Source organism: Botrimarina colliarenosi, from assembly GCF_007859955.1.
Classification (GTDB): domain Bacteria; phylum Planctomycetota; class Planctomycetia; order Pirellulales; family Lacipirellulaceae; genus Botrimarina; species Botrimarina colliarenosi.
Genome location: NZ_SJPR01000001.1, coordinates 242,182 through 257,943, shown reverse-complemented (window position 1 = coordinate 257,943; position 15,762 = coordinate 242,182). Strand labels below are relative to the sequence as shown.

General features: G+C 66.1%; 16 protein-coding genes. 14 read left to right on the top strand and 2 right to left on the bottom strand.

Annotation, left to right across the window (positions count from 1 at the left end; translation table 11 throughout):
* The first annotated feature begins 139 nt into the window (after positions 1 to 139).
* From Pla108_RS01005 to tmk, 9 genes are all read left to right on the top strand, one after another.
* Positions 140 to 1,615 (top strand): hypothetical protein, encoded by a 1,476-nt coding sequence (locus Pla108_RS01005; protein WP_146441632.1) that lies wholly within the window; start codon positions 140 to 142, stop codon positions 1,613 to 1,615.
* 122 nt (positions 1,616 to 1,737) lie between these two features.
* Positions 1,738 to 2,334, top strand: coding sequence for a hypothetical protein (locus Pla108_RS01000; protein WP_146441629.1), 597 nt, complete (start codon positions 1,738 to 1,740; stop codon positions 2,332 to 2,334).
* 361 nt (positions 2,335 to 2,695) lie between these two features.
* Positions 2,696 to 3,055 (top strand): hypothetical protein, encoded by a 360-nt coding sequence (locus Pla108_RS00995; RefSeq protein WP_146441626.1) that lies wholly within the window; start codon positions 2,696 to 2,698, stop codon positions 3,053 to 3,055.
* 239 nt (positions 3,056 to 3,294) lie between these two features.
* Complete coding sequence (locus Pla108_RS00990) at positions 3,295 to 4,062, top strand: segregation and condensation protein A (RefSeq protein ID WP_146441623.1); 768 nt, start codon at positions 3,295 to 3,297, stop codon at positions 4,060 to 4,062.
* Positions 4,063 to 4,285: 223 nt separating this feature from the next.
* Positions 4,286 to 5,125 (top strand): MBL fold metallo-hydrolase, encoded by an 840-nt coding sequence (locus tag Pla108_RS00985; RefSeq protein ID WP_146441620.1) that lies wholly within the window; start codon positions 4,286 to 4,288, stop codon positions 5,123 to 5,125.
* A gap of 35 nt (positions 5,126 to 5,160) precedes the next feature.
* Positions 5,161 to 5,727: a methyltransferase family protein gene (locus Pla108_RS00980; RefSeq protein WP_197526122.1), complete on the top strand. Its 567-nt coding sequence runs from the start codon at positions 5,161 to 5,163 to the stop codon at positions 5,725 to 5,727.
* Between the two features lie 309 nt (positions 5,728 to 6,036).
* A complete protein-coding gene (locus Pla108_RS00975) occupies positions 6,037 to 8,436 on the top strand; it encodes a TolC family protein (RefSeq protein ID WP_146441615.1) in 2,400 nt (799 codons plus the stop codon).
* Positions 8,363 to 9,337, top strand: a complete 975-nt coding sequence (locus Pla108_RS00970) for a helix-turn-helix transcriptional regulator (RefSeq protein ID WP_146441611.1) — start codon at positions 8,363 to 8,365, stop codon at positions 9,335 to 9,337. Before Pla108_RS00975 ends, Pla108_RS00970 begins: the two co-directional genes overlap by 74 nt.
* Positions 9,338 to 9,381: 44 nt before the next feature.
* A complete protein-coding gene (tmk, locus tag Pla108_RS00965) occupies positions 9,382 to 10,017 on the top strand; it encodes a dTMP kinase (protein ID WP_146441608.1) in 636 nt (211 codons plus the stop codon).
* A gap of 5 nt (positions 10,018 to 10,022) precedes the next feature.
* Here the strand turns inward: tmk and Pla108_RS00960 are convergent, their stop codons facing one another.
* Positions 10,023 to 11,039 carry a DUF368 domain-containing protein gene (locus tag Pla108_RS00960; protein ID WP_146441604.1) on the bottom strand — a complete coding sequence of 339 codons (1,017 nt, stop codon included), beginning with the start codon at positions 11,037 to 11,039 and terminating at the stop codon, positions 10,023 to 10,025.
* Between the two features lie 414 nt (positions 11,040 to 11,453).
* Between Pla108_RS00960 and ispE the strand changes: the two genes are divergently transcribed.
* Positions 11,454 to 12,371, top strand: coding sequence for a 4-(cytidine 5'-diphospho)-2-C-methyl-D-erythritol kinase (ispE, locus tag Pla108_RS00955; protein ID WP_146441601.1), 918 nt, complete (start codon positions 11,454 to 11,456; stop codon positions 12,369 to 12,371).
* Positions 12,372 to 12,384: 13 nt separating this feature from the next.
* On the opposite strand, the gene Pla108_RS21550 is transcribed toward ispE, so the two are convergent.
* Positions 12,385 to 12,444, bottom strand: a complete 60-nt coding sequence (locus tag Pla108_RS21550) for a hypothetical protein (protein WP_146444392.1) — start codon at positions 12,442 to 12,444, stop codon at positions 12,385 to 12,387.
* A gap of 62 nt (positions 12,445 to 12,506) precedes the next feature.
* On the opposite strand from Pla108_RS21550, the gene Pla108_RS00945 reads away from it, so the two are divergent.
* The 4 genes from Pla108_RS00945 to Pla108_RS00930 all read left to right on the top strand — a co-directional run bounded on the left by Pla108_RS00945 (position 12,507) and on the right by Pla108_RS00930 (position 15,756).
* On the top strand, positions 12,507 to 13,148 hold the full coding sequence (locus Pla108_RS00945; protein WP_146441598.1) for a SpoVG family protein: 642 nt from the start codon (positions 12,507 to 12,509) through the stop codon (positions 13,146 to 13,148).
* A 272-nt stretch (positions 13,149 to 13,420) separates the two neighbouring features.
* Positions 13,421 to 13,726, top strand: coding sequence for a hypothetical protein (locus tag Pla108_RS00940; RefSeq protein ID WP_146441595.1), 306 nt, complete (start codon positions 13,421 to 13,423; stop codon positions 13,724 to 13,726).
* Positions 13,727 to 13,805: 79 nt separating this feature from the next.
* Positions 13,806 to 14,072, top strand: coding sequence for a carbon storage regulator (locus Pla108_RS00935; protein ID WP_146441591.1), 267 nt, complete (start codon positions 13,806 to 13,808; stop codon positions 14,070 to 14,072).
* A 406-nt stretch (positions 14,073 to 14,478) separates the two neighbouring features.
* On the top strand, positions 14,479 to 15,756 hold the full coding sequence (locus tag Pla108_RS00930; protein ID WP_146441588.1) for an ATP-dependent 6-phosphofructokinase: 1,278 nt from the start codon (positions 14,479 to 14,481) through the stop codon (positions 15,754 to 15,756).
* Positions 15,757 to 15,762: the final 6 nt, after the last annotated feature.

Below are 15,762 nucleotides of genomic sequence, written 5' to 3'. Positions count from 1 at the left end.
CCAAAAACTCCGACGAATCGCGTCGCCGGCTCGCCAGAAAACCGCCCCCCTGACGCCCCGCGTCGCGGCCCGTAGCGTAGGCTTGTTGCGAAAACGCAACGCTCGGCCTTACCAAGCTCGCCCCGACTCGGCACCCGTCATGCGCACCGACCAGTTCCTCTCTCACCACGGCGTCACCCGCAACCCGTTTGCGGAGGAAGACGCGCAGACCGATCAAGTCTTCAAGTCACGTTGCGTCGAGGTGCGTCACCCCGCTTGGGACAAGGTCTACGGCAGCCCGAACGACCCGGCCACTTCGCTGGTGTTCGGCGAGAAAGGGGCGGGCAAGACCGCGATGCGGCTGCAGATCGTCGAAGCGATCGATCGCCACAACCAATCGGCCAAGCCCGAAGACCGCGTCTTCGTGGTCGAGTACGACGACTTCAACCCGCTGCTCGACCGTTTCGCCGATCGGCTGCCGTCCCGCAAGGGGCGTGACGCCGAGCACGTGCTCGAAGAGTGGAAGCTGTGGGACCACATGGATGGGGTCCTCTCGATCGCCGTCACCGACCTGGTGGACCGGCTGCTCGACAAGACCAAGCTTGACCGCCGCGCCGCCAAGAAACTCGACCCCGCGCAGCGGCGCGACCTGATGCTGCTGGCCGCCTGCTACGACGACTCGACCGCCGAGCCGCAAAGTGTCCGCTGGCGGAAACTGGCCCGCGTGGTCGGCTACCCTTCGTGGCGCGCCTCGGGGTGGTTTCAGATTGGCGCGCTTGGCACGGCAGTCATCTTCGGCACGATCGGCTGGTTCAAGGCGTGGGAGTGGCTGCAAACGCCCTGGCCCTATGTCGCCGTCGCCGCGGCGTGGGTCCCCTGGATCTCCAAATGGCTGAGCCGGCGGACGCGGGCCTGGAAGATCGCCAACAACGTCCGCGTCTTGCGGCGTGACCGCGGCGCGCTGACCGGCTCGTTGATGCGGGTGCGGGCACGCGACCTGGAGAACCAGCCGCTCCCCGACAAACGCCGCACCGACGACCGCTACGAGTTGTTCGGCAAGCTGCAGGGCGTCCTCGGCTCGCTGGGGTACGGCGGCGTGATGGTGCTGGTGGACCGTGTCGACGAGCCACACCTCCTAGGGGGCAAGGTCGAGGCGATCCGCGACTTTGTCTGGTCGATGCTCGACAACAAGTTCCTCCGCCAGCCCGGCGTGGGCTTCAAGCTGCTGTTGCCGGCGGAGGTGCTGGAGCACCTCAACCGCGAAGGCCGTGACTTCCATCAGCGGGCGCGGCTCGACAAGCAGAATGTCATCCCGTCGCTCGACTGGACCGCCGAGGCGCTCTCCGATCTGTCGAACGCCCGGCTGGCCGCCTGCACCGAGGCCGACGCTAAGCCGGCGACCCTCCGCGAACTGATCGACCCGGCGGTCAGCGACACGCGCCTCGCCGAGGCGCTGCGGTCGCTCCGCACGCCGCGGCACTTGTTCAAGTTCCTCTTCCGGCTGATCTCGACGCACTGCAACCAGCACCCCGACAGCGACCCGGTGTGGAAGGTCGACCAACAGACGTTCGAGGCGGTCTTGGCGGTCTATAGCCGCGAACAGGCGTCGGTCGACCGGGGGCTCGCCGCCAGCTAGCGGCCGGTCGGGGGGAGAAGGATGCGACCGGCGTTGACCGGGGCGGCGTCGTTTGCCAATCTCCGCACGACCGCCCCCATTGGGGCGACGCCCCGATCGTGAGTGGCTAGGAGGCCTACGCCGTGCGTTACTATTCGTTCTTTGCTGTGCCGGTTGTGGTTCTGCTCGTTTCAGCGGGGTGCTCCCCGTCGGGCACCGCTCCGACGGCGGGCGCCACCGCCACGCAATCGAGCGCGACGGCGGACGCCGAGCAACCGCTCGATCCGGCAACGGCCCGCGCGATCGGCGCCAGCACGGACGCCTTCATGCGGGCGATCTTGTCGGGCGACTCCGAAAGTGCGGCACGGCTGCTGACGACCAAGGCGGCGCGGCGTTACGCGGCGGACCACGGCGTGCTGACGCCGATGGGAATGCAAGTCGAACGGCTCAACGTCGGCGAGGTGCGTCTGCTCAGCGAGTCGGAAGCGGCCGCCCAGTGCCTGGTGCAGGAGCCGGGCGTCACCGCCACGCACGAGTTGTGTTGCCTGCTGAAGCTCGAGGCGTCGGGCTGGCGCGTCTGCGGAATCGCCTCGGAGGCCGGCGCCGAGACCCCGGTGGTAATCAGCTTTGAGGACGAGCCCGTGCCCACGACCCCGCCTACCCAGTTCGTCGAACAGCCGGGGTTGGGAGCGGAAGCCCCACGGACCGCCGCGGCGCCCGGAACGGCCGAAATCCGCTGAATAGCGGGTTTTTGAAGGGGGATTGCCGCGACAGGATGTCGCAGCTGGGCAGGTATTTGCGGACTTTCTGGAATCGGGCCCTTTACAGTCTTCCCGCTCTTGCTAACTTCAGCGCCCCAGGCCGGAAGGTCGGTGTAATCGGCACAATTGCCGCAGACACCCCATTTGGCCTGGCGCCCCGCCTCGGTGGCGGCGGCGGAACGCCAGCCGGTAGGTCGTTAACGCGGACGTCCGCCGATCAACCTACCGGCAACACCCCCCCTTTGTCGCGCTTTGAGCCGTCCGCGTGCGGATCTCCTTGGTGGAGACCCTGCCCGGGCAGAGGCTCGGAGGCGAAACCCGAGAGCTGGGAGAAATACAGATGAAGTACGTTTTTGCATTTGCTGTTGCGATGGCGGTGGTTCTGTCGGCTGGCGTTGAGGCCGAAGCCGGCCTGTTCGGCTGCCACAAGAAGAGCTGCTGCGAGCCCGCCGCTTCGTGCTGCGAGCCGGTTTGCGAAGAGGCCCCCGTCTGCTGCGAGCCCGCCCCTTGCGAGCCTGTTGTTGAGGCCGCTCCTTGCTGCGAAGAAGCCGCTTCCGCTCCCGCTCCTTGCTGCGAAGAAGCCGCTCCTTGCTGCGAGCCCGTTTGCGACCCGTGCGACCCCTGCTGCAAGCCCAAGCGTTGCGGTCTGTTCGCTCGCATTAAGGCCAAGCACGCCGCCAAGCGTTGCTGCTGCAACTGAGTTCGTAGCTGCCGAGTTGATGGCGTCCTTGCTGACGCGACAACTTTGACGAGACATCAAGCGAAGCCCACCGTCCTCTCGAGGGCGGTGGGCTTTTTTCATGTCCGCCCGCTCCGCGTCGATGCGCTAGCGGTGATGGCGTGCGGGCGTCATTGCCTGAGGGTGGATCGGTTGCGGCCGGGGCGTGCTGGCCGCTAGGCTCTGCGTGTTCTTCCGCCCCAGCCCGCCCGGCCTCGCCGATGCCCGTGTTTCAGGTCCAACTCGACGCCTACCACGGGCCGTTGGACCTGCTGCTCTACCTCGTCAAGAAGGAAGAACTGCCAATCGCCGAGTTGCCCCTGGCGCTCGTGGCCCAGCAGTATCTCGACTACGTCGCGGTGATCGAGCGGCTCGACCCGAACGCCGTCGGCGACTTTCTCGACGTGGCGAGCCTGTTGCTGGAGCTCAAGTCGAGGAGCGTGCTCCCCGCCGCGGAGGACGCCGCCAGCGGAGCGGCGCCCGAGGAGGAGTCGATCGAGTCGCCGAGCGACCTGGTCGAACGCCTGCTCGAATTCAAAGAGTACCGCGACGCGGCCGCCCAACTCGAGACGCTGCGGGTCGACTGGTCGAAACGCTACACCCGTGCCGCGGGGCTCCCGCCGCGTGAAATCGACCCGGCGGAGCGCCCGATCGAAGGGGTCGAGCTCTGGGACTTGGTCAGCGCGTTCGCCCGCGTCATGCGTGACCGGATCGCTCCGGTGATGCCGGAAACGATCTACTACGACGACACGCCGATCCACCGCCACATGCTGCGGGTCGACGCGATCCTTCGCGCCGCCCCGGGCCCGGTCCCCTTCGAGGACCTCTTCCCCGCGGGGCCGATCCACAAGTCGACCCTCGTCGGAATCTTCTTGGCGATGCTCGAGCTGGTCCGGTACCGCCACGCCTTGACCCACCAACCGGAGCGTTACGGTCCGATCACGCTCGAGGCGGGCCCGGCGCCGCTCGATGTGTCGCTGATGGAGTAGCGGCGCCCGATTCTTCCGGGCTGGGAGCGGGGGGCGGTTTCGAGGCGGGCCCGCAGCGGCGATATTGGGTGGTTTCTCCGAGGGCTTGCGCCCCCGGCTCAGGACCCTCGACTGGTTACCCTCGACTGGGGACCCTCGACGGGGGACTCCCCTTATTAGGTCCCTGAGCCGGGGGCGCAAGCCCTCGGAGCGTCCCGCACTATCCAAGAAACGACCGACTGCTTTGCCGAACAACGCCCCCCTCAAAACGCTCAAGCACGGCGACCTCACTATCGAGGGGTACAGCCGCGCCGCGGTCCAGAGCTATTGGCGCGTGCCGGAGCTGAGCCTCGGCTTCGACCTGGGCGCCCAGCCCTGGAGCTTCATGGGGACCGAGACGTGGTTCGTCACGCATGGCCACCTCGACCACATCGCGGCCCTACCGGTTTATGTGGCGCGGCGGCGGATGATGAAGATGGAGCCGCCGGTCATCTACGCCCCCAACGAAATCCTCGAGAACATTAAGGGCCTGCTAGCGGCGATGCAGCGGCTCGACCGCGGCCGGCTGCCGTGCGAGCTGATCGGCGTCACCGCCGGCGACGAGATCGAGCTCTCGCGCGAGCTGGTCGTCACGGTGACGGCGACCACGCACACGGTGCCGTCGGTCGCGTACCTCGTGTGGGAACGCCGTAAGAAGCTCAAGCCGGAGTACGACGGGCTCGAAGGGACCCAGATCCGCGACCTACGGCTGTCGGGCGTCGAGGTCAGCGCCGAGGTCCGCACGCCGATCGTCGGCTACCTGGGCGACACGTCGCCGCCGGGCCTCGACGCGGCGCCCGACATGTACCGGGCTAAAATTCTGATCGCCGAGATGACGTTCGTCGCGCCGGAGCACCGCAAAGAAAAGATCCACAAGCATGGGCACATGCACCTCGACGACTGGGTCGAGCGGGCGGCATTGTTCGAGAACGAGCTGGTGATCGCCGCCCACCTGAGCACCCGCTACCACCCGCGCCAGGTCGAACGGATGGTGAAAGAAAAACTGCCCGACCTGCTGGGCGGGCGGCTGCACCTGTGGCTGTAGCCTTGGGAGATTGGATGGGGTTCGGCGCCCCGCCGATGACGGCCCTCGTCGGTCTTGCCCTGTTCGCCGTGTGGGTCGTCGCGGAGGGGGGAATCCACCTCGGGCGGCTCTACCAGCCGGAGCGACCAGATCGACAGCGGGCGGGTCTGACGCTGCTGCAGGGCGCCTATGCCGCCAGTCTGCTCGTCGGACTACTGGACGCGGCCGTCTTGCATTGGACGACGCTTCAGCCGGCGTCGTTGGCGGTTGGCGCCGTGGGCATCCTGTTGGTGACGAGCGGTCTCGTCCTACGCATCACGGCTCGGCTGCAGCTCGGGCGGCATTTCAGCGCCTTCGTCCAAACGAGCGAGGGACACCGCTTGGTGACGACGGGTGTCTATTCCTGGGTCCGACACCCAGCCTATACGGGCTTCATCGGGCTGTTGCTCGGCTACCCGCTCTGTTTCGAGAGCCTTGCTAGCTTCGCCATCGCCGCCGGCATCGGCCTGCCGGCCCTGGTGTACCGTATCCGCGCCGAAGAAGCGGCGTTGGTCGGCTGGTTTGGCGACGACTATCGGGCCTATCAGCGCCGCACGAAGCGGCTGATTCCGGGCGTCTGGTAAGGGGCTAGGAAGCTCTGCCAGCGGCGCCAGCGAGGGGCGGCGATCTTTACCGGCTTTTGTTAAGCCTTGCCGGTTGGGCGGACGATACCAGTTGTGCTGAATGCTCCGGCTCGGGGTCGGTGGTCGCGCTTTGGGGCGTGGACGCCGCGACTTTCTTCGAGACGGGGCGCGTGATTGGGGGGCACTTGGCCCGCTCACTGCGAGCGGCCAAGACCAACCACGCATGACAGCGGCGCCGGCTAGCGGGTCGATGGAACGGCCTCTGGGTGGCGCCGATGCGTGACGATTCAAGCCATAAAAGAGCCCGCCATGGATCGGCAGTTCCGCGACTTCTCCTGCGTCCTCCTCGCTGCGGTCACCGCGCTCACTGGGTGTGCGCCGACACAGCCATTTTACTTCATGGAGGACGGCGATCTGAGTCACTACGTGGACGTAGCGACCCAGATCGAGTACCCCGATGTCGAGGAGCCGTCACTCGACGAGGTGACGTCGGCGCAGGCGCCGCTCACCGTCCGCAATTCGGAGAACTACGAGGTCTGGGACCTGTCGCTCGAGGAGGCGACCCGCATCACGCTGACCAACAGCCAGGTGATGCGACAGCTCGGCGCCGTCGTGCAGGAGCAGGCGCCCGAGACCATCTCGCGGAACCTGATCAACAGCGCCGCCGTGGCTACAACCTACGACCCGGCCTTGGTCGAGTCGTCCACCGGCACAGCGTTTGGCTCGCAGTTCAACGGCACGGGTGTCGAAGCCGCCCTGTCGGCGTTCGACGCCCAGCTCGACTCGAGCGTCTCTTGGCAGAAGAACGACCGGCCGGTGAACGTCGGCGGCTTCGCCACGGGCTTCCAGTCGAGGGCGTTCCAGCAGGACGCGGCTAACTTCAACATGGGCGTCAGCAAGACGAGCGCCGTCGGCACCCAGTTCGCGTTCCGCAACAACACGACTTACGACGCCAACAACAACTTGATTGTGCAGGGCGCCCCGGCCTTCTCGCAGTGGGGCACCAACTTTGAAACGTTCATCAGCCAGCCGCTTTTGCAGGGCGCCGGCGCCCAGTACAACCGCATCGCCGGCCCATTCGGTTTCGAACAGTTCGCGGCCAATGGTGTGAATCCGTTTGACGGCGTCGTGCTCGCCCGGATCCGCACGGATCAGTCGCTGGCCGACTTTGAGGGCGCCGCTCGCAACCTGATGCGGGATGTCGAACAGTCGTACTGGACGCTGTACTTCACCTACCGCGACCTGGAAGCCCGGAAGATCGGCCGCGACAGCGCGCTGCAGACTTGGAAGACGGTCGCCGCCCTCGCCCGTCAGGGCGCCCGGGGTGGCTCGGCCGACCGCGAGGCTCAGGCCCGCGCCCAGTACTTCCAGTTCAAGGCGCAGGTCGAGCAGGGGCTCTCTTCGCTCTACTCGTCAGAGAACCGGTTGCGTTACATCATGGGCCTCGCCCACACCGACGGACGCCTGATCCGGCCTGCCGACGAGCCGACGACCGCCCAGGTGGCGTTCGACTGGACCTCGGTTCATGGCGAAGCGCTCGGAAGACGAGTCGAAGTTCGCAAACAGAAGTGGGAGATCAAGCGGCGTGAGCTCGAACTGATCGCCGCCCGCAATCACCTGCTGCCGCGTTTAGACGCCTTCGGTACTTATCGGTGGTTGGGTGGCGGTGACGACCTGTTCGGCGACGACCAGGGCGTCGACAGCCCCTTCTCGCCCGGTGTCGGCGCCTTCAACGTGCTGACCGACGGCAACTTCCAAGAGTGGGAGATGGGCCTGCGGTTCAGTCTGCCGATTGGATTCCGTCAGCAGTTGTCCACGGTGCGGCATCATCAATTGCTATTGGCTCGTGAACGGGCGTTGTTACAGGACCTGGAATTAGAGGTTTCGCACCAGTTAGGCGATTCGATTCGGGATTTGGACTTGAATTACAGTCTCACCGAAACAAACTTCAACCGTCGTGAGGCGGCGCAGCGGGAAGTCGAAGCGGTTGAAACGTCTTATAAGGCGAATCGTGTAACGCTCGACCTGTTGCTCGACGCCCAGCGGCGCCGGTCCGACGCGGAAACGGCCTATTACCGCAGCCTCGTCGACTACAACCTGGCGATTACCGACGTCCATTTTCGGAAGGGGTCTCTACTCGATTACAACGGCGTTTACCTGGCCGAGGGCCCCTGGCCCGGCAAGGCGTACTTCGACGCGATGCGTCGTGCCCGTCAGCGTGACGCGAGCGTCTACCTGGACTATGGCTACACACGCCCCAACGTGATCAGCCGGGGACCGCACGTCCAGGAGATGGGTTCGGTAGGGATGCCCGGCGACATGTACGAAGGGGAAGTGTTCGAAGGGACGCCGACTCCAGCGATGGCGCCGAGCGAAGGCGAGATCCTTCAGCCGATGCCGATGGACGATTCGTACGGCGCCGCGGCTCCGGCCGGCGCCGCGGGTCAGCTGTTCGCGGCTCCCGGCAGCGAATCGATGATCGCCGGCGTTGCGACCGGTTACGAATCTACGACCAACAACGCCTTCCCACAGCGGGAGCTTCCGCCACTCGCGAATCGCGTTCAGCTCGCATCGGCCCAGACCGCTGGCGGTGGGTCGGGCGTGGTGCGGGCTTACGGCGACGCGGGCGACACCTATGAACGTCAAGCGGATCACACGGCTGATCGACCTGCTGCAGCGGCTGCAGTCGGGGCAGGGGGACAACGCTGACAAGCTCGCCGAGGCGTGCGGCGTCAGCCGCCGCACCGTTTTCCGGGACATCGAGTCGCTGCGCGAGGCGGGCGTCCCGATCGATTTTGACGCCGCCGAACAGCGTTACCGCATCGACGCGGCGCACTTCTTGCCACCGACGAATCTGACGCTGGAAGAAGCCCTGTCGGTGGTGCTGCTCGCCGGCCGGGTGGGCGAACTGGAACGCGACACGCTTTTCGCCGCGGCGGTTGGCGCCGCCGAAAAAATCCAAGCGAGCCTCCCGGCCGCGATGCGCGAGCGCCTGGCGGAAGTCGCCGACGCGATCGACCTGCGTCCGCCACCGGTTAACCCGCTGACCGACAAGGGCGAAGTCTATCGCAGCCTGCTGCGGGCTAGTGTCGACAAGCAGACGGTCCGGATTCGGTATGATTGCCGAACGGAGTTTCGGGAAATCGAAACGGACCTCGACCCGTACCACCTGCTGTTCCAGGAACGGAGTTGGTACGTCATCGGTCGATCGGCGCGTCACGACGAGGTCCGGACTTTTAACATCGGCCGCGTCCGTTCGGCGGACCCTGTCGACAAGCCGTTTAAGCGACCCGCCTCGTTCAGTGTTAAGAAGCACCTCCGCAACGCCTGGCGTTTGATCCCCGACGACGGACCCGACAGCGAGGTCCACCTGCATTTCTCGTCGGTCGTGGGCCAGAACGTGGCCGAGGTGCTGTGGCACCCGACGCAGCGCTGCCAGTTTCGCGACGACGGCACGCTCGACTTTTACGCGACGGTCTCGGGCATCCGTGAGATCGTCTGGTGGGTGCTCGGATACGGCGACCAAGTCGAGGTGCTCAAGCCCCCCCGGCTGCGTCGCGAGGTGGCGCGCCGGCACCGGACCGCGGCGGATCGGTACGGGACGCTTTAGGCGCCCCCGTCGCGTCGGGCGGGGCCGCCCCTTATAACGCGGCCATGTTCCTTTCGTTGGACGGCATCGACGGCGTCGGCAAGAGCACGCAGATGCGGCTCTTGACCGATTGGCTCGCAGCGCAGGGGCGCCGCGTTGTGACGTGCCGCGACCCCGGCAGCACGCCCCTGGGCGAGTCGCTCCGCGAGTTGTTGCTCCATAGCGGCGAGGACCGCCCGATCGGCGCCCGGGCCGAGATGCTGATGTACATGGCGGCGCGGGCCCAGTTGGTGGACGACGTGATCCGCCCCGCCCTCGAGGACGACGCCGTCGTTGTCTCGGACCGCTACCTGCTGGCCAACCTTGTCTATCAGGCCCACGCCGGCGGCTTGTCGCGAGACGCGGTGGCCCAGGTCGGCGCGGTGGCGGTCGATGGCGTGGTTCCCGACCGGGTTTTCCTGCTCGACCTCGATCCCGACGTCGCCGACCGCCGTCGTGGCCGAGAGCCCGACCGGATGGAAAGCCGTGGCGCCGACTACCGCCAGCGGCTACGGACCGGTTTTCTCGCCGAGGCTCAGAATGATCCCCGGCGGGTGACCGTCATCGACGCGGCGAATTCGGTCGCGGCGATCCACGCGTCGATCATCCGGGTCGCGGCCGAAGACCTTCGGCGCGCCGACCTCAAGACCGACCGCAAGTAAAGCGCTTACGACGGGTCGTCGGCGTGCTCGGCGAGCGACTCGGCGATTTCCTCGGGCGTGTCGCCGATCCGCCGCGCGATGGCGTCGATCACCATCACCCCGATAAAACAGGCCGCCGCTAGGGCAAGGCATCCCGCCGCCCGGCTGTCCAACGCGTCGGGCCAGACCGGCTGGAAGATCTTGAACTTGAACTCTTCGACCGATGGGGTCGTGTCGGTCTGGAACGGCCAGACCCGATACAGCGAGCCGATCATGAACCCCGCGAGCACGGCCATTGTCGAGCTCCAGTAGCGGGCCAGCAGCCACTTCAGCAGCCGGCTGAAGGTCAGCAGCCCCACAAGGCAACCCGTCGCAAAGACGGCGAGCGTGGCCAACTCGCCGAGCGAGAGGGTCGGCGCCTTGTGGACGATCGCCGAGATTTCTTCGTACTTGCCAAGAATCAGCAGCAGGTAAGCGCCGCTGATCCCTGGCAGAATCATCGCGCAGATTGCGATCGCTCCGCACAGGAACGTGTAAGGGAGGCCGGCGACGGGCGTTAGACGCCCCTGACTCATGAGCCAGACGGCGAAGGCAGCGGCGAGGATCCCCAGGGCGACGCAACGCGCCCCATGGATCGCGTCGGCAGGCCGCGCCAGGCGGGCCACCAGCACTCCCGATGCGAGGATCAGCCCAAAGAACGCCGCGTAGGTGTAGGTCGCCTGTTCCTGCAGCAGGTAGGTCATCAGGCCGGCGAGCCCTTTTACGCCAATTCCGATGCCGCCCCCCAGGGCGAGCAAGAACCAAGCGTCACAGTGGGCCCCGGCGTCGCTCAGGCGGCCTGACGCTAGCATTCGCACTAGATGGCGGTCGAAGTGCGAGAGAGCGGCTAAGAGCCGCTCATAGACCCCCAGGATCAGGGCGACGGTCCCTCCCGAGACGCCCGGGACGATATCCGCCGACCCCATCGCAACCCCCACGCCGAGGGTCCGGAAGAACGAACCGGCGGTGGTGCGGGGAGGCGTCGGGGGTTGGTCGGGGGCCACGGCGTTGCGGGAGACGTTGCGGGAGACGTAGTCGAGGTGTGGCGGCGCGCCGTTCGGGCCCGTCGGGGCCGCGGCGGCGAAAATGTAGCCTACCCCGCTCCCTGCGGCACGGGGGCCTCAGCTCGGGAGGGACCCCGCTTTGAGGGGGTGTCGACCTTTGGCCTTCCCGCTTTTCAGCCGCATTACCGATGTGAATTGACGCCAGCACAGCTGATCTTTACAGTCCAGCAGAACTCTTGACAAAATCCACTGACAGCGTTGTCCGCGAAAAGACGGCGGCAACCCGGTAGAATTCTGGACAAACACTCCCCGCCGCGTATCTGAAGTAAGAAGCCAAGGAGTCGCCGAACGCATCCGCCTCAGCCCGCTCTCCCCTGGGTGAGGTCCCTTTTCTAGAACCAACCGTGTACCGCGATGCCACTGTCCGCCAGCTTGACCTGTCGCCTCGATGCGCCGGCTAAGCTGAATCTCTGTCTCGAGTTGCTTGGCAGACGCGACGACGGCTTCCACCATCTGCGGTCGTTGATGGCGACGATTGGCCTGCGGGACACCTTGCGGGTGACGGCCGAGGCGCCCGGCTCGCCAGTCACGCTCAAACTGTTGGGCGCTCCCCACCTCACGCGGGGTGTTCCCACCGATGGCTCGAATCTCGTCGTTCGTGCGCTCGAATCGCTGCGGCAGGAAGCGCAGATCGATCGCGGCGCCTCGGTCCAGTTGACCAAACGAGTCCCGAGTCAAGCCGGTCTCGGCGGCGGGTCAAGCGACGCGGCGGCGGCTCTTGTGGCGGGGGCCCACGTCTGGGAACTCGGCTGGCCGCGAGAGCGTCTTATGGAGATCGGCGGACGTTTGGGAAGCGACATCCCGTTCTTCGTCGCGGCGATCGCTGACCGTCGTCGGCGCGCGGCGGTTGTCGCGGGCCGCGGCGAACAAGTGACGCCGACCCCCTGGGTCGCGGGCTTGCCGGTCGTTGTCGTCAAGCCTGCCGGCGGACTCTCGACCGCGGCGGTCTACGGACGGTGTCAGCCAGAAGATTATGCGGGCGTCGAGGGTCGCGATCGCACCAACGATGCCGCCACGGCGCTGGCGAGTGGCGATTGGCGGCGACTAGCGACCACCCTGCGGAACCATTTGCAACCGGCCGCAGTGCGGCTGGCGCCCTGGTTGGAGGGGGTCCGACGGGCGTTCGATCGGTGCGGTTGCGCCGGTCATCAACTTTCGGGGAGCGGCTCGGCCTACTTTGGGCTGTTCCCAACGATGAGCGAAGCGCGTCGGGCGGCGGTGAGATTACGGGCGCTGCGTGTTGGGCAAACACTGGCCACTACAATTGGTTGAGATTCACGAGCAGTCAGACAGACCAACCCACAAAACACCGGCCACACTTGGGGGACCTCCTTGTCGGAGTCAGACGCCAAGATCAGCGGGCCGGCGGCGAAGGGGCGCTGGGTAAGCAAACCAGGAGCGACGGCTGTGCAAATCACTGAGGTCCGTATCAAGCTGATGGACGAACCGGGCGAACGCCTCCGTGCGTTCTGTTCGATCACTTTTGACGACTGCTTTGTTGTCCGCGACTTGAAGATCATCGAGGGGACCAGCGGCCTGTTCGTCGCCATGCCCAGCCGCAAACTGACCGCTCACTGCGGCAAGTGCGGCATGAAGAACCACCTCCGCGCCCACTTCTGCAACCAGTGCGGGGGCCGACTCAACGAGAGCCGGGTCATCAAGGACTCCGACGGCCGCACCAAGCTCTACGCCGACATCGCCCACCCGATCAACTCCTCTTGTCGTGAGATGATCCAGAATCACGTGGTCGAGGAGTACCAGCAAGAGCTCGAGCGGGCCAAATCGCCCGACTATGTGTCGCGTTACGACGAGTACGACGCCGGCGACTTCGTCGATGCCGATGAGGCCGAGGCCCCGGTCCGCCGCATGGACGAGGCGCACCGCACGAGCGCCTCGAACAAGCCCCACCATCCGCCGCAGGGCGACCCCAGCCGCATCGGCGTCGGGCGCCCGCACATCGGTCCCGGCGACTCGCGTGGCGCTTACCTCGACGATTCGTCCGATCGCCGCGGCGACGGCACGGCTGGCTTCGGGGCGGGTATTTTCTGACGCCGTGTTCGCGACATATTGGTTGCGCTGACTTCGCGCTGCGTGAAGCCGGCTGAGTGGCGAAACGGCGGTCAAGTCGACGCCATTTTTCTAGGCCCCCTATTTTGCCTAGTCTTGTTAAGGGTTGCGGACTCCCACTCCGATAGACTCTTTGTGCTGGCGCCTTGGTCACAAGTCGAGACCGGCCGCCGCCACTCCACCAGCGCCGGGCACGGATAGCCCGGTCGGCGGAAGTGAAAAATCGCACCGAGACCAACCACACGGAGGTGAGAGTGGAAGCTAACGCCACGGAGGCGTTGTCGAACCAGTTCGACGCCCAGCAAGTCGCCGATTTCGCTCGGCAAACCCTCGCCGCCAAAGGGCGGCTCTACGGCGACGCGGCGCAGCTCCAGTGCGTCCCGATCCGCCGCGACGGCGAACTGTGCGGGCTCCACTTTGCCCTCCGCGGACCCCGCGAGGTGCTGCTGACCGCCGTCTGGGACGCTTCCACCGGCGCCCTGTGGTGCTACGACTCTCGCGGCGAGCGGTTCCTGCGAACCCAAACCGCTATCGGCGTGAAGCCGCCGAAAAACGATTGACTGCCCCCCATTCCATTAGTATACATAAGGACACTCGCCCGGCTCGGGTGTCTTTTTGCACGGAGGTATCAGGACTTTTATGCTCGTGCTTTCAAGGAAAGAAGCGCAACGGATCCGGGTTGGCGATTCGATCGTCATCACCGTCGTGAAGATTGCGGGAGACAAGGTCCGTGTGGGGATCGAAGCTCCTAGCGACGTGCTCGTGCTGCGGGACGAGCTCGAGGCTTGGGATACCGTCCCAGCGGCCCCACGCTGTGAGGCCCGTCAGGAAGGGCGTCCAGGCGTCCCTGACGCGATCCCCTCTCTCGCGGAGCCATCGATCGCGGGGCTCAAGCAGTCGGCCTAAATGGGCCTCGTAGGACGTCGGAGGGGGGGCGTTTACGTGGTGAAGGCGGAGTGAAAGCGGGGCGAAATCGTCAAGGACGGGCGGGTCTGGACCCCAGCGCTGCGGCGTGGGCCACCCCACGGTCGGGCGATTCCCTCGTAGCGTCTTCGCCTTCTGGGGGGGTCTCCGCTTGCTGGGGGCATGTGAGCCAACCGCCGTCGGACGCGACGGCGGTGTGGTAGTGAGTAGCTGGGCGGCGCAATCGGATGGCAGGCGTGACTCCGCGGGCTCGCTAAGCCACAATCACGTCCCGTTCGGCTCGTTCCGCACAGGCAACTTCCTGCGCGGAACGCTCTGGACCGCCCTGCGCCTGCCGGAGCGTCGCCAACGACGCCCGGTCTCTCCCTCCGCAGCCGCCGAAACCACGATGACGCAAGATGACCTTCGTGTGGCCTCGCATGGGACGCCCGCGTTCAAGTCGCCGCTCGCGGTCCGTCGCTTCGCGCCGGACGACGCGGCGGTTCTGGTGAACATCGACTGCGTCGGGGGGCAGACCCCGCCGCCGCTCACCTTCGAGAAGGCCGGGCCACGCGAGCAGATCTATTTCGATCCGGCGAAGAGCCGAGCGGCGATTATCACCTGCGGCGGGCTCTGCCCGGGTCTCAACAACGTGATCCGGCACCTCTACTACACGCTGCGCGATGGTTACGGCGTGCCGACCATCTACGGGGTGCGTCACGGCTATCTCGGCCTTGCGCCCAATGCGCCCCTCGAGCCGATGGAGCTCACGTCGAGCTGGGTCGAGTCGATCCACCACCAGGGCGGCACGATGCTCGGCACGTCGCGTGGCCGCCAAGAGCCGGAGGTGATGGTCGATAAGTTGATCGAGATGGGGGTCAACCTCCTCTTCCCGATCGGTGGCGATGGGACGCAAAAGGGCGCCCATGCGATTGCTGTCGAGGCGCAACGTCGACAGCTCGACCTGGCGGTGGTCGGCATCCCCAAGACGATCGACAACGATATCCGCTTCTGTTTCCAGACGTTCGGGTTCATCTCGGCGGTGGCTGAGGCCGAGCGCGTCATTGACCGGGCCCACGTCGAGGCGAAGAGCGTTCCCCGCGGAGTGGGCTTGGTCAAGCTGATGGGCCGCGAGGCGGGCTTCATCGCCGCGGCGGCGACGGTCGCCAGCGGCGAGGTTAATTTCTGCCTCGTGCCCGAGGAGCCCCTCGTGCTCGACGGGCCGAGCGGATTCTTAGCGAGGCTAGAGCGGCGGCTCAACGCGCGCGACCACGCCGTGGTTGTCGTCGCCGAGGGGGCGGGTCAGGATTTGATCGCCAACCGCGACCCGCTGGCCGTCGACGCCTCGGGCAACCGCCGCCTCGGGGACATCGGGCTGCTCTTGAAGGAACGGATCCCCGATCACTTCGAAGCCATCGGCAATCCGATCGGCATGAAGTACTTCGACCCCAGTTATTACATCCGCAGTGCGCCGGCCAACTCGGCCGACAGCCTGCTCACCGAGCGTTTCGCCCGCCAAGCGGTGCATGCAGCGATGGCGGGGAAGACAGACCTCTTCGTCGGATTTTGGAACGGTCGAATCGTCCACGTGCCGCTCCCGGTGTCGGTCGGAAAATTGCGGCGGATGACACCCGACAGCGAGCTCTGGGCCGCCGTCCAGGCGATCACGGGCCAGAACCATTGGTGACCCGCA

What these genes read in the sequence shown, in the direction of transcription:
- Pla108_RS01005 (WP_146441632.1), top strand. Translation starts at nt 140, where the DNA reads ATGCGCACCGACCAGTTCCTCTCTCACCACGGCGTCACCCGCAACCCG.
- Pla108_RS00995 (WP_146441626.1), top strand. Translation starts at nt 2,696, where the DNA reads ATGAAGTACGTTTTTGCATTTGCTGTTGCGATGGCGGTGGTTCTGTCG.
- Pla108_RS00990 (WP_146441623.1), top strand. Translation starts at nt 3,295, where the DNA reads ATGCCCGTGTTTCAGGTCCAACTCGACGCCTACCACGGGCCGTTGGAC.
- Pla108_RS00980 (WP_197526122.1), top strand. Translation starts at nt 5,161, where the DNA reads ATGACGGCCCTCGTCGGTCTTGCCCTGTTCGCCGTGTGGGTCGTCGCG.
- Pla108_RS00975 (WP_146441615.1), top strand. Translation starts at nt 6,037, where the DNA reads ATGGATCGGCAGTTCCGCGACTTCTCCTGCGTCCTCCTCGCTGCGGTC.
- Pla108_RS00970 (WP_146441611.1), top strand. Translation starts at nt 8,363, where the DNA reads ATGAACGTCAAGCGGATCACACGGCTGATCGACCTGCTGCAGCGGCTG.
- tmk (WP_146441608.1), top strand. Translation starts at nt 9,382, where the DNA reads ATGTTCCTTTCGTTGGACGGCATCGACGGCGTCGGCAAGAGCACGCAG.
- ispE (WP_146441601.1), top strand. Translation starts at nt 11,454, where the DNA reads ATGCCACTGTCCGCCAGCTTGACCTGTCGCCTCGATGCGCCGGCTAAG.
- Pla108_RS00935 (WP_146441591.1), top strand. Translation starts at nt 13,806, where the DNA reads ATGCTCGTGCTTTCAAGGAAAGAAGCGCAACGGATCCGGGTTGGCGAT.
- Pla108_RS00930 (WP_146441588.1), top strand. Translation starts at nt 14,479, where the DNA reads ATGACGCAAGATGACCTTCGTGTGGCCTCGCATGGGACGCCCGCGTTC.